We start from the raw sequence: 13,805 nt of genomic DNA on the forward strand, positions 1-13,805 counted from the left end.
AAGGAGGAAATGACATGGAAAAGATCAAAATTGGTATTGTTGGCTGCGGCGGTATTGCAAACGGTAAACATCTTCCGGCCATAAAAAGAAATGGTAATTATGAAATAGTAGCTTTTTGTGATATTATAAAGGAACGTGCTGAGGAAGCGAAAGAAAAATACGGAACTGCGGAATCAAAAGTTTTTACAGATTATAATGAATTATTAAAAGAAGACGTAGTAGCAGTTTATGTCTTAACACCGAATAAATCTCATTCCGCTATTTCTATAGCTGCTATGAAAGCCGGTAAAAATGTTATGTGTGAAAAACCAATGGCAAAAACATATGCAGAGGCCAAACAAATGGTTGAGACTGCGAAAGAAACCGGTAAGATCTTAACAATCGGTTATCAGAACCGTTACCGTGCAGATTCCACATACCTAAAGAGAGCTTGTGACAATGATGAATTAGGAGAAATCTATTATGCCAAGGCTCATGCTGTAAGAAGAAGAGCAGTACCTACCTGGGGTGTATTTTTAAATGAAGAGGAACAGGGAGGAGGACCGTTAATTGATATCGGAACTCACGCTCTGGATTTAACTTTATGGATGATGAATAATTATGAACCGGAATCCGTTACCGGTTCGGTATACCGTAAACTTGCGGATCAGACAGAGACCGGCAATGCGTTTGGTGAATGGGACCCTTCCAAATTTACCGTAGAGGATTCCGCATTTGGTTTTATAAAAATGAAAAATGGCGCAACCATTCATCTGGAAGCTTCCTGGGCATTAAACACCCTTGATGTGGATGAAGCTAAAACAAGTTTATGCGGTACAAAAGCAGGTGCAGATATGAAAAACGGTCTTCGCATTAATAAAGTAAAATACAATAAACAATGCGTGGAATCACCTGAGTTATCTGCCGGCGGAGTTGCCTTTTTTGACGGCGAGGGAGAAAAAGATTCCGATGTGGAACAACGTGTATTCTACAACGCTATCACAAAAGGAACCGACTTGGTTGTAAAACCGGAACAGGCTATGATCGTAACTAAGATTCTGGAAGCTATTTATGAATCTGCAAAAACCGGAAAAACAGTTTATTTTGATTAAAATGATTTTTATTTAAAGGACTATGATATTTTTTCATCAGACAAAGACAAGTAAAATTTTTAAAGATGTTCTTAACAAAACCCGGCTTGGATACCATTCCAAGCCGGGTTTTGTTATTTTTTTACCGAATAGTCCTCTGAACGTCCCCTGTAAATAAAAAGTCCTCTGGGCAGGAAAACAGCATATTAGAAATGCCAGTAATTTTTAACCTCCGGAAAAGATAAAAAAGGTTATATAACTTGTTTTGTATCTAAGATACAAAAAAAAGTGCGAATTTTGTCAAAAAATATGTGGTATGATTGGATTAGGCTAAATATAATAAACTTATGAAATAAATATCATACACTTATTTCATAGGATTGGAGGGGTAAAGATTATGCTGGATCCGGTTTTTGCAAATCAGTTTATTGAAAAGATAAAGAAATATACAGATTATAATATTAATATCATGGATGAAAAAGGTATTATTATTGCCAGCAGAACTGAAAGTAGAATTGGGACTTTTCATGAGATTGCCTACCGGATTATTCATAGTGACGAAGACGAGGTAATCGTAAATAAAAGCTGTCAGTATGTAGGGGTAAAGGAAGGGATAAATGTTGCTTTTTTTTATAAAAGCAAAAAGATGGGGGTAATCGGAATCACAGGTGAACCTGAAAAAATACGCCCGATATCTTTGATTATCCGTATGTCAATGGAAACTATGCTGGAATACGAGATTTATAAAGAAGAGCGATATCGAAGAAGAAACATGAAAGAACAGTTCCTTAACCATATACTTTATGGGGAAAATATTACGGAAGAGGAACTGATGGATTATGCGAAACAGCTGAATCTGCAGGAGGAGTTAATACGGATTCCTATTCTGATCCGTTTTAAGGAAAAATCGAATCTTGCGGAGAAAATTTTATCAGGAATCAGAGAAAACCAATTTGCCTCAAAACAGGATATTATGTGTGTTACCAGAAATAACTGCATTATTATCTTTAAACATTTTAAAGGTGAATTATTAGAATTAATGCAGACCTATAAGCTTTTTATCGGTGAGAGCATCAGCCAGATTTTACGGTATTTAAAAACAAATGATATTGATTATAGCTTGTATATTGGCACCTTTCAAAATAATTTTGCACACTATCGTATGAGTTACCTGCATTGCAGGTGGGTTTTTGAAAATATCAAAGAAGAAAAACACAGTTATTTTTTTTATGATTATCTGGATGAGTATTTTCATACACTTCTTCCGGTAATGGAATTGGATGGTGTTTACAGTGTTTTTAAAGAGCAATTTGATAATAAATTTATTGATAATTATCTGGAAATAGTAAATGCACTGATTACTACCGACTATAATTTATTTGAAGCCAGTAAGCTGATACATATTCACAGAAATACTATGGTTTACCGGTTGGAAAAGTTAAAAGAGATGCTGGGGATAAACCCACTGACGAAACATCAGGACAGGGAGTTTATGAGCGAATTTTATTATTATTTATCCAAAACGAACAATAGATAAGGTCGTTAGCAGGTATATAGCGGGCCTAAGAATATCCGTTTTGAATAATTAATAGATCTGAAATAATAGAATGTACAATGAGGCAGTCGCAAATTTCTTTCAATATTAGTAAAAATGAAAGAGTTTGCAGCTGCCTCAATTTTGTATTCCAAATACAAAAATAGCTTCAAAATTCGTCATGGTAAAGGTACCGGATCGGGATCGTATAAACTATAATCAAACCATATCAAATACATTATTTGTTAAAAAGTATTAAAACAGGAGCTGGAAAACATGCATAAAGATGCAAACATAATCATTGAAAAATCTATCAGGGATGTATTGCCGGATCAGGCGGTTTTGGCAGTACTAGAGGCCAGAAAATTTATAAATGGGGTTTATGTTATCGCGGTTGGCAAAGCGGCATGGCTGATGGCAAAAACCGCAAGAGAATTGTTAGGCAGCCAAATCCGTAAAGGACTGATTATCACAAAATATGGGCATGCTAAAGGCGAGCTTGAAGACTTTGAAATTATCGAAGCCGGTCATCCCATACCGGATGATAATTCTTTACGGGGAACGCAAAAGGCCATTGATATGGTTCGGGAACTGGGTGAAAAAGATGAAGTGCTGTTCTTGTTATCCGGAGGTGGTTCCGCTTTATTTGAAAAGCCGGTAACGGGAATTACTTTAGAGGATATACAGGAAGTGACACAGATTCTCCTAAAATGCGGTGCCGGTATTACCGAAATTAATACGTTACGTAAACGTCTTTCAAAAGTAAAAGGAGGAAAATTTGCCCAGTACTGTGCGCCTGCGAAAATGTACTCCATTATCCTTTCTGATGTATTGGGCGGAAAACTGGATATGATAGCATCCGGACCGTCCTGTCCGGACACCACTTCCTGTTCGGATGTATTACATATCATAAATAAATATAAACTCAACTTCAGCAGTCACATCTTAGAAGCGTTGCATCGTGAGACACCCAGAAACATTAACAATGTGGAAACCTATGTAACCGGAAGTGTAAGTGAATTTTGTACTGCGGCTGCAAAACATGCCAGACAGCTTGGTTATGAACCGTATATCATATCCACATCTTTGGACTGTGAAGCAAGAGAAGCCGGTAAATTTATTGCATCTGTTGCACGTATGGTAAAGGAGGGAGGCAGTTATCGGATTAAACCGCCCTGTGCCATTATAGCCGGAGGAGAAACAGTGGTAAAAGTGGGAGGGAACGGACTTGGAGGAAGAAACCAGGAAATCGCTTTAAGTGCTGCAATTGGAATCAAAGATATGGATAATGTTGTCATATTCTCCGTCAGCTCCGATGGAACAGATGGACCTACCGATGCAGACGGAGGAATCGTTGACGGTAATACGGTAAACCTACTTGAGAATATGGGGATTGACTGTGAAAAAATACTTAATGACAATGATTCCTATCATGCCCTTAAAAAAGCAGGCGGTTTAGTTATTACAGGAACCACAGGCACCAATGTCAATGATGTGACAGTTGTGCTGTGTAAATAAAGCCAAAATAGATTGCAGATATCTAAGAAGCGATGAAGATTTAGAAATAATCTAATAAAGCGAAAAAGAAGGAGAGAGGAAAATGAAAGATTCCATACATAAGTATTTTCAAATGGGTACAATTCAATGGATGAGCCATCCGCCTGTTAACTATGAAATTCTGGATTCCATAAAACAGATATCCTGTGACGATTTTTTTGATGCAATCGAAATAACGCAATTTAAGGATGAGGAAAAGCGCATCAAGGCAAAAGCCATACTGGAGCAGGCACATATGAAAGTTTGCTATGGAGCACAGCCAAGGCTGTTAGGACCAGGACTTAACCCAAATGATGTGGATGAAGAAGGAAGAAAAAAAGCAGAAGCTACCTTAATTGAAGCCATAGATGAGGCAGATTATCTTGGAGCGAAAGGAATTGCTTTTCTGGCAGGCAAATGGGAAGAAACCACAAAAGAGCAGGCATACAGTCAGCTAATAAAGACAACCAGGCATGTATGTGATTATGCAGCTGAAAAAGGAATGACAGTGAATCTGGAGGTATTTGATTTTGATATGGACAAAGCAGCTTTAATCGGTCCGGCGCCCCTTGCAGCTAAATTTGCAGCGGATATGAGGACAGTATGCAACAATTTTGGGCTTCTGGTTGATCTGTCCCACTTTCCCACAACATATGAAACTTCCAAATTTGTGATTCAAACTTTAAGGCCTTATATTAACCATTTTCATATAGGAAATGCAGTTGTACATAAAAACTGTGAAGCATATGGGGATCAGCATCCCAGATTTGGTTTTAATAATAGTGCCAATGATACACCGGAACTGCTTGATTTCTTTCGGGTATTAAAAGAAGAAGGATTTTTAAATGCAGAAAACCCTTATGTATTATCCTTTGAAGTTAAACCCTGGAAAGACGAAGACGGAGATCTGGTCTTAGCAGGTACCAAGCGGGTGATCAACAGGGCATGGGCACTGCTGGAAGATTAGATTACGGAATTAAAAGAAAGGAAATGCAATATGAAAATAGTTATTTTAGATGGTTATACGGAAAATCCCGGGGACTTAAGCTGGGAGGGATTTGAAAAACTGGGTGATTTAACAGTATATGACCGCACACCGGCAGAGAAGATTATAGAGCGTATTCAGGATGCGGAAGCAGTTATTACAAATAAGACACCGATTGGCGCAGAGATTTTCGCTGCCTGCCCCTCTATTAAATATGTTGGGGTCCTGGCTACAGGATATAACGTGGTAGACGTAACAGAAGCCAGGGATCGCGGAATTGTTGTTGCTAATATTCCTACTTACGGAACTACTGCAGTGGCGCAGATGACGTTCGCCTTGCTGTTTGAAGTATGCCACCATGTAGGAGCCCATTCCATGGCCGTAAAAAACGGTGACTGGAGTAATAATATCGACTGGTGCTTCTGGAATTACCCCCTTATTGAGCTGGCCGGAAAAACGATGGGAATTATCGGGTTTGGCCGTATCGGACAAGCAGTAGGTAAAATAGCTATGGCTTTTGGTATGAAAGTATTAGCATACGATGAATTTCAGAATGAGGAAGGGAGAAAAATCGGGGAATACGTTTCTTTAGACAGGCTTTTAAGCGAGTCCGATGTTATTTCATTACATTGCCCACTGCTTCCATCTACCCAGGGTATTATTAATAAATCAAACATAGATAAGATGAAAGGGGGTGTAATTATTCTCAATACAAGCAGGGGACCTCTGATTGTGGAGAAAGATTTAGCAAAAGCCTTACAATCAAAAAAAGTATATGCGGCGGCTTGTGATGTAGTCTCCACGGAACCTATTTTAGAGGACAACCCTTTACTTGGCTGTTACAACAGTATCTTAACACCACATATTGCCTGGGCACCCAAAGAGAGCAGACAGCGGCTGATGGATATCGCAGTTGAGGACCTTAAGGCATTTAAGGATGGAAAACCAATTAATGTGGTGAATCCTTAAGTGGTGCAAAAAAGTCAGTACACTATGGGGGATACATAAGTACTTGATCATTTTGAATTAGTACACAAAATTTTACCTAAGAAGAAAGGAAACTGTATAATGAAAAAATATTTATCTTTAATTCTTGCAATTGTTATGGTCATAAGTTTAACAGCATGCTCAGGCGGTAAAAAAGAAGAAGTAGCTACGAATAATGGGACTGCCGAAGCGGGCAGCAGCACAGAAGCAAGTTCTGCGGCAGAAGATTCAACCGGAAAAGCTCCATTTTCAGGAACATTAACTATTGCCTGCGGCCCGTTGGAAGCAGCGGCACTTGACAAAGTGTTAGCGGAATACCAGAAGACAAATCCGGATGTAAAAATAGACACCATTGTTACCCAGACAGTAACAGATTTTGAAACAATGATGACGAGCTGGATTGCATCCGATAACCTGCCGGATATGTATCTTCAACAGAATGGCGCAACGGAGCAGGGGTATGCAAAAAGCGGATATTTACTGCCTTTAACCGATACCGGCTTTAAGGACAGATTAGTAGACGGGGATTTAGACTTATTATCTTATAACGGAGATTTATATGCTTTCCCTATGACCTTGGAAGTTTCAGCTGTTATTGTAAATAAAGGAGCTTTATCTGCAGCCGGAATTGATCTTAACAATGACAATTATCCTAAGAGCTGGCCCGAATTTTTAAGCCTCTTAGACAAATGCGCAGCAGCCGGAATCGAAAAACCTTTAGGTATAGCAGGAAAAGATACCTCAGAGGTAACCGCATGGACATTCCAGTATGTATATCAGTCTATCTATGGTAAGAATCCTAACTGGTATGCGGATATTTTAAGAGGTAAAGCGGCCTGGAATGACGATTTATATTTAGGCATGTTTGATAAATATGCACAAATGCTTCCCTATATTCCTGATGATGCCCTGGGAGCCGATAAAGATAGTATGAGAAAGAGTTTCATAACCGGAGAAACACCAATTATATTTCAGACAGCCATGGTTGTGGGAAGTATTAAAGAATTAGATCCGGATGTTGAAATTATGGTTCTTCCATCCTGCTTTACGGATGATTCGAAAGATCAGACGCTTATTTCAAGTTTTGGCTGTGGTGCCAGTATTACAAGTAAAACTAAAAATAAAGAATTATGTTTGGACTTTTTAGATTTCTTAACGTCGGAACAGGGTTCTACTATTTTTAATGAATCTACCAAATACCTGCCGACTACAAAAGATAACAAAGCGAAACTGGATCCTGCGTTTGATCTGATTGCAGATATTTCTTCCAACAATAAACTTCCCAACAGCCGTATCCTTTCCCGTGAATGGATTCCGGGAATCAAGGAAATTGTAAAAAACGGACAGCAGAATTGGTTTGCCGGTCAAGATGCCAAATCAGTTGCAGACCAGATTCAGGAAGAGCATAAACGTCTTGTAGAAGCCGATCCGGAATGGGTGAAAGATTTCCTGGATAATTATGTAGATAAATAAAGATATCAGATAATTCTACAGAAAGAAGTTTCGGGTTGTGAGAACGGGTTTCACACAACCCGAACATATTTGGAGGAAGATAATGAAACCACATAGATTAAAAAATACATATTTCGAGTTTCTGATTGTATTGCCGGCACTCATTTTTTATATGGTATTTGTAATTTACCCGTTATTCGGAGGGATATATTACAGTTTTACTGACTGGAATGGTGTTGACGCAAACTTTAATCTTATCGGCTTAAAGAATTATTTTACTTTGGCACAGGATAAGTATGTAATCGGACCTTTAACGAATACATTTATATATGCTTTTCTCTCCATGATTTTATTAAATGTTCTGGGACTGGCACTGGCGGTTGGATTAGATCGTATTGCCAAAGGAAAGAATTTATTCCGTGCTCTGTTTTTTGTTCCTGCGGTATTAAGTTCCCTGGTGGTTGGTTATATCTTCAGTTTTATTTTTTCAGAACCCTTATCATTACTCGGTAAAACCCTGGGAATTGAGGTTATGGCAAATAATTTACTTGGCAGTAAACAATTTTCTTTATATATGGGTGTTTTAGTAGGTGCCTGGAAAATGGCCGGCTGGTATATGGTAATTTACATTGCAGGTCTACAGAATATCGATCAGTCTTTATATGAGGCAGCAGATATTGATGGTGCTACCGGCTGGAAAAAGTTCCGCTATGTTACTTTCCCATTAATTGCGCCGGCTTTTACCATTAATATGATTCTTTCCGTAGAAAGAGCATTTAAGGAATATGATCTTATGTTTGCATTAACAGGAGGAGGCCCCGGCGGGTCCAGTGAATTGATTTCGCTGACTATTTATGGGGAATCCTTTACCAATAAACGAGCGGGATACGGTTCTGCGTTGGGAGTGGTTTTATTTCTAATTATCCTGGCAATTACTTTATTTCAAATGTTTGTATTACGGAGGCGTGAAAATGACATCAACTACTAAAACAAAAAGTTTAAGCCATCGTAAAATAAAAGCTATTATTGTGGAAGTTATTATGATTCTGGTAGCTTGTATAATCTTATACCCGTTTTTGATCATGATTTTTGTTTCATTAAAATCTACGAAAGAAGCACTTTTAAATCCCAATTCATTTCCTTCAGAATTTCATTTTGAGAACTTTGCCAAAGCCTGGGATATCATGAATTATGACAGAGTATTCGTTAACACATTTTTAATTACAGCCTTTAGTTTATTGGGAATTGTAATAATATCAGGTCTTGCAGGTTATGTTATTGCGTGGTCAAAACATAAGAAATTCTACAATTTTATGTATGTATTTTTCCTTTTAGGAATTATGATACCCTTTTATACAGCGTTAGTCCCTTTAGTAAAATTAATGTCGGATATAAAAATGACAAATTCGATTTTCGGTATGATTCTTTATTATTCCGGAAGAAATATACCGATGGCCGTATTTTTATATGTAGGATTTATCCGAGGAGTATCCGCAGAAATTTTGGAAGCCGGTAAAATTGACGGCGCAAATATCTGGAAACTTTATTGGAGAGTTTTATTCCCAATATTAAAGCCGATAACAACCACGATTGTTATATTAGATGCATTACATATCTGGAATGACTTTTTGTTTCCGCGTCTTATGTTAACCAAGTCAAATCTGCGTACCATAGCATTATCCCAATATTACTTTACCGGTGAATTCGGGAATAAATGGGAACTGGCATTTGCTGCATATCTGCTCACTATTATCCCGATACTGATTCTTTATTTTATCATGCAGAAGAATATTATTAAAGGTGTAGCTGCAGGAGCTGTAAAGGGCTAACTGTCAGAAGATAATAAGACGGTCTAATTTTAATTATCTTAGCCTGGATATATATAAATTTAAATATATAAGTGATGCCCAAGGAGTGGTATCGGGACGGAAAGGTTGAAAGAAAATAGTAAAGACGAAAGGATGCCACATAGTGATTCTTTCAACCTGTTTTATTGTGGCAGTACCGCATACCGGCTGCGGTATCAGGTGGATGTAAGAATGAGTGATACATTGTGGTGGAAAGAACCGATGAGGGTGATACAATTTAATCTGCAGGTAAAGGATACCCCCGGAATGGATCCTGCTAAAATTGCAGGAGAAACGAAAGAGATGGCTGCCAATGTTGTTGTAATGAATGTAGGCGGAATCTATGCCTGGTATGAAAGTAAGGTAAAGTATCACCACATCAATGAGTATCTGCCGAAGAACCGGGATCTGCTAAAGGATTTAATAGAAGAATTTCATAAAAGAAATATCAAATTTGTTGCACGTTTTGATTTCAGTATTACGGATGATACCACTTATCAGGAAAAACCACAGTGGTTTGCAAGGCATAAGGATAAGTCTCCTTATTACAGGGGCGAGAAACGTATGGGTGAATGGTCTTTGTTACTAAATACCTGCGCAACAGGTGGGTACCGTAATGAAGAGGTCGCTGTTCCGGTTATTAACGAGGTACTTGACCATTATGACATTGACGGAATCTTCTTTAATGCACCCTCTGCCTCTGCCTGCTTCTGTGAAAGATGTCAGGATAAATATCAGAAGAAATACGGAAAACCAATGCCGGAGAGCGATCTGGAATTTGAGGACGACTGGTTATCCCAGTGTACCAAGGACAATATTGCCGTGATCTACAAAGCAATTAAGGCGAAAAAAGCGGATGTTCCAATGATTTTATATTATTATCCCAATTCTGCCATATCTAAATCCTTTGGACGGTTTGACAGAGACAGTATTTACGACAGATATGCAACGGCAGACCTAATCTGTACGGAATCTCAGGATGTTTTATCTAAGGGGATAAAAGAAATCCCGGATACCATACACCCAATTGTCGCTATGAAATCGGGACAGATAGAAGATAGCAGTTTGCTTCCCTTTGGCATTATTCATTCCTGCCCCGGTATGGATTGGAGACATGTGGGGCTTCCGGAAGCAGAGTATCTGCCCTGGATGTGCCAGGTTCCGGCTTCCCGTGGTGTTATCTGGCACTCACTCACGGGTTATAATGATACGATTGCCGATAAGCGTATTATAAGAGCAGTGACTAAAGTAGATAAGATGATTCAAAAAACGGAAAAGGATATGAAAGGAGCTGTTAGTAAGGCGGAAGTGCTGCTGCTAAGCAATGGAACACCGGCTACCAGAGGTTGGGTTGAGGCACTTGTGAAATCCCATATCCAATTTGATTTTATGTTTGAGTACCGGATGAATCTGGAAATCATGAAAAAATACCCGGTGGTGATTGCACCGGAAAGTTTTATGGTATATGAGGGTGTGGCTGATATGTTAAAGGAATACGTATCAGGCGGTGGCAGTTTGATTGCAGAAAATACCGATTATAACAGTATTGTAAATAACTGCGATTTCTTTGGTATAGAGAAAGATATCAGTGTTGGGGAATTCCTTTATGCCAGCTACTTACGCTTTGAAGAGGAGGGTGCCGCCTTGAAAGCGGGAATGGATACGGACAAGATAGCGTTCCGCGGAGTGGTAAGTTATTGTAACCCAAAGGAAGGGGCAAGGACATTGGCAACCCTGGTGCCGCCATTTGCACCGCTTGAAGTGGTAGGGGCTCCCCCGGAACGTTCTTCTATTCCAAGACCTTATACGGATATTCCATTATGTATTCTCAATACCTATGGGAAAGGAAAAGTCCTGTTCCTTTCGTTTTCTCTAAATATGCTGATTTCCGAATTTAAGATGTCGGATCACTACAAAATGGTTTCCAATGCTTTTGATTTTATGTTGGGCAGAAGAAGAGAACTGGAAGTGAGCGCTCCATCCGCCGTACAGGTAACCATGTATGAGAAAGATAAGCAGATATTAGTTCATTTCGTAAATGAAATCGGACAGAGACCGTTAATGGAAAATATACCTTTCCATGGATTATCTTTTAGTGTGGGACTGAATAATTCCCAAATAGTAAAAAATGTCCGCTCCGTGATCGGAGAAGAAACCGTATCCTTTAAAACCACTGACGGCAGGGTGGAAATAACAGCGGATAAACTGGAAATATGGGATATGTTTTCTATCGATTTAGTATAGTCTCGCAAAAGATAAACAGGTAAACAACCCGGAGACGAGGTTTATAAGAATAGCAAAAGAGGCGATTCTTACGAATTTATATCAGGAGGTTATGGTGTTAGTATGATACAGGAAAAAACTAAACTTAAATTAACCGAAGCTATGAGATTTGCTTTAGAGCAATTACATAAAACGGATGGCTGTATGAAAGGAAAATCATCAGTCATACTGGAACTTGAAATAGATAATACAATTGCACCCCAGGGATATCGGTTGGAACGCACTGGGAATATAATTACAATATCCGGTGGGGATGAAGCCGGTGTTATGTATGGTATATTGGACCTGGCGAAGCATATCAGTCATGAAAAAAGCATAGAGGGTATTACATCTACAGAAATAAATCCGTACCTAAAGAACAGGGGGATAAAATTCAATATTCCTCTGGATGCAAGAACCCCAAGTTATTCCGATGCTGCGGATTGTGCATCTTATAACATTAAAAATATGTGGGATTTCAATTTTTGGACGGAATTTTTAGACCGTATGGCATTAAATAAATATAATGTCTTGTCCTTATGGACGTTATCACCGTTTCCATCCCTGGTCCGAATTCCGGAATATCCGTTAACTGCGCTGGAAGATGTAAAACGGACCACCAGGCCTTTTAAAGCAAGTTTAATTGGATGGGGTATTTATGCCGACGATTTCGAAAACAGCCTGGTTACTGTTAAAAAAATTACAATGGACGAAAAGATATCCTTCTGGCAGGAGGTAATGGAATATGCAAAGAACCGCTGTATTAAAATTTACCTTTTTACCTGGAACCTGTTTACCCACGGAACAGAAAAAAGTCCCTACGGTATTACCAGTGAACAGAATAATCCGGTTACAAAAGATTATGTATACTGCGGCACCAAAGCATTGTTAAGGACGTATCCTTTACTTGCAGGCCTTGGAGTAACTGCCGGAGAGCATATGTTTGGAGATGATACGGATGTTCCTTTTTTGGCGGATACCTATGGCAGAGGTGTTAAGGAGGTATTAAACGAACAAAAGGACAGAGAGTTCCGTTTTATCCACAGAATGCAGATGACCCGATATGACAGTATCATGTCTGAGTTTGAAGATTTTCCATGTCCTTTTGAAATAAGTTTTAAATATTCCCAGGCACATATGTATTCCAATACAAAACCGGCATTTATAAAGAAGTTTCTTCTCGAAAAAAAGCCGGATATTAAAATCTGGCTGACCGTACGCAACGATGATTTTTATATGTATCGCTGGGGTAACCCTGATTTTGCACGGGAGTACTTACGCGGAATGCCTGCAGATACCATGACCGGTTATTATATGGGTGCCGACGGTTATACCTGGGGCCGGGATTATATGGATAAAAGGGACTTATCCCATCCGCAGTTTGTGGATAAAATGTGGTATATGTATTCTATTTGGGGACAATTATCTTACAATACCGATCTTACGGAAAGTTATTTTAAGAATGAATTAAAATTGCATTTTAAATCAGATGAGAACGATCTAATGTATGAAACCTGGAAACATGCTTCCGACATTATTCCTGAAGTAAACTGTACCCATTGGCATGATTTTGATTTTCAGTGGTATCCGGAAGGCTGCTGCATGTATGAGCCGAAGACAGATAAGCTGGTATTTGCCGATATTAATGAATTTGTTTTCTGCATAAGTGTTCCGGGAGGAGAATATATTTCCGTGTCGGATTACTGCAGAGCGACATTTAATAATGAATGCATAGAGGGAAAGGATCCCCTAGTTATGGCTGATTCCATTTGGAATCATGCGGATAAAGCCATGAAAGGGGTAAAGAAACTTGAAAAAAGCAGAGGGGCTAACCGGGAACTTAAATATACCCTGGATGATATGGAAGCCTTAAGTTATTTGGGATTCTATTATTCTCTGAAAATAAAGGCAGCAGTTTCCTTGTGTATGTACCGATTAACAGGGAAAAGGACTTTACAGGAGGAAGCGTCTTCCATATTAAGTGCGGCAAGCGAATACTGGAAGAAATATTCCGCTAAATCAGCGGAAATGTATACACCTCAGGTACTTACCCGGTTATGCGGTTATGTAGATGTACAGCGCTTTGATATACAAACGGAATTGGATGTTTTGCTTGCATTAGAAGATTAAAT

General features: G+C 38.9%; 10 protein-coding genes. All 10 read left to right on the forward strand.

The annotated features are described in order from the left end of the window. The first annotated feature begins 14 nt into the window (after window positions 1-14). The 10 genes from RBU59_RS19615 (at window position 15) to RBU59_RS19660 (ending at window position 13,803) form a co-directional block, all read left to right on the forward strand. Window positions 15-1,091 (forward strand): Gfo/Idh/MocA family protein, encoded by a 1,077-nt coding sequence (locus RBU59_RS19615; protein ID WP_308144169.1) that lies wholly within the window; start codon window positions 15-17, stop codon window positions 1,089-1,091. A gap of 376 nt (window positions 1,092-1,467) precedes the next feature. Beyond that, on the forward strand, window positions 1,468-2,607 hold the full coding sequence (locus tag RBU59_RS19620) for a CdaR family transcriptional regulator (protein WP_308144170.1): 1,140 nt from the start codon (window positions 1,468-1,470) through the stop codon (window positions 2,605-2,607). Window positions 2,608-2,880: 273 nt separating this feature from the next. Then, a complete protein-coding gene (locus RBU59_RS19625) occupies window positions 2,881-4,122 on the forward strand; it encodes a glycerate kinase type-2 family protein (RefSeq protein ID WP_308144171.1) in 1,242 nt (413 codons plus the stop codon). Between the two features lie 82 nt (window positions 4,123-4,204). Then, window positions 4,205-5,107 carry a sugar phosphate isomerase/epimerase family protein gene (locus RBU59_RS19630; protein ID WP_308144172.1) on the forward strand — a complete coding sequence of 301 codons (903 nt, stop codon included), beginning with the start codon at window positions 4,205-4,207 and terminating at the stop codon, window positions 5,105-5,107. 30 nt (window positions 5,108-5,137) lie between these two features. Then, window positions 5,138-6,094 carry a D-2-hydroxyacid dehydrogenase gene (locus tag RBU59_RS19635; protein ID WP_308144173.1) on the forward strand — a complete coding sequence of 319 codons (957 nt, stop codon included), beginning with the start codon at window positions 5,138-5,140 and terminating at the stop codon, window positions 6,092-6,094. 99 nt (window positions 6,095-6,193) lie between these two features. Continuing rightward, entirely contained in the window at window positions 6,194-7,585 is a 1,392-nt protein-coding gene (locus tag RBU59_RS19640; RefSeq protein WP_308144174.1) for an ABC transporter substrate-binding protein, read from the forward strand. 82 nt (window positions 7,586-7,667) lie between these two features. Further along, complete coding sequence (locus RBU59_RS19645; RefSeq protein WP_308144175.1) at window positions 7,668-8,552, forward strand: carbohydrate ABC transporter permease; 885 nt, start codon at window positions 7,668-7,670, stop codon at window positions 8,550-8,552. Continuing rightward, window positions 8,536-9,393, forward strand: coding sequence for a carbohydrate ABC transporter permease (locus tag RBU59_RS19650; protein ID WP_308144176.1), 858 nt, complete (start codon window positions 8,536-8,538; stop codon window positions 9,391-9,393). The genes RBU59_RS19645 and RBU59_RS19650 overlap by 17 nt, the downstream gene beginning before the upstream one ends. A 105-nt stretch (window positions 9,394-9,498) precedes the next feature. Then, on the forward strand, window positions 9,499-11,655 hold the full coding sequence (locus RBU59_RS19655; protein ID WP_308144177.1) for an alpha-amylase family protein: 2,157 nt from the start codon (window positions 9,499-9,501) through the stop codon (window positions 11,653-11,655). Window positions 11,656-11,757: 102 nt separating this feature from the next. Beyond that, window positions 11,758-13,803: a hypothetical protein gene (locus RBU59_RS19660; RefSeq protein WP_308144178.1), complete on the forward strand. Its 2,046-nt coding sequence runs from the start codon at window positions 11,758-11,760 to the stop codon at window positions 13,801-13,803. Window positions 13,804-13,805 lie beyond the last annotated feature (2 nt).

The organism is Anaerocolumna sp. MB42-C2 (genome assembly GCF_030913705.1).
Classification (GTDB): Bacteria; Bacillota; Clostridia; order Lachnospirales; family Lachnospiraceae; genus Anaerocolumna.

What these genes read in the sequence shown, in the direction of transcription:
- RBU59_RS19650 (WP_308144176.1), top strand. Translation starts at nt 8,536, where the DNA reads ATGACATCAACTACTAAAACAAAAAGTTTAAGCCATCGTAAAATAAAA.
- RBU59_RS19645 (WP_308144175.1), top strand. Translation starts at nt 7,668, where the DNA reads ATGAAACCACATAGATTAAAAAATACATATTTCGAGTTTCTGATTGTA.
- RBU59_RS19660 (WP_308144178.1), top strand. Translation starts at nt 11,758, where the DNA reads ATGATACAGGAAAAAACTAAACTTAAATTAACCGAAGCTATGAGATTT.
- RBU59_RS19620 (WP_308144170.1), top strand. Translation starts at nt 1,468, where the DNA reads ATGCTGGATCCGGTTTTTGCAAATCAGTTTATTGAAAAGATAAAGAAA.
- RBU59_RS19640 (WP_308144174.1), top strand. Translation starts at nt 6,194, where the DNA reads ATGAAAAAATATTTATCTTTAATTCTTGCAATTGTTATGGTCATAAGT.
- RBU59_RS19630 (WP_308144172.1), top strand. Translation starts at nt 4,205, where the DNA reads ATGAAAGATTCCATACATAAGTATTTTCAAATGGGTACAATTCAATGG.
- RBU59_RS19615 (WP_308144169.1), top strand. Translation starts at nt 15, where the DNA reads ATGGAAAAGATCAAAATTGGTATTGTTGGCTGCGGCGGTATTGCAAAC.
- RBU59_RS19635 (WP_308144173.1), top strand. Translation starts at nt 5,138, where the DNA reads ATGAAAATAGTTATTTTAGATGGTTATACGGAAAATCCCGGGGACTTA.
- RBU59_RS19625 (WP_308144171.1), top strand. Translation starts at nt 2,881, where the DNA reads ATGCATAAAGATGCAAACATAATCATTGAAAAATCTATCAGGGATGTA.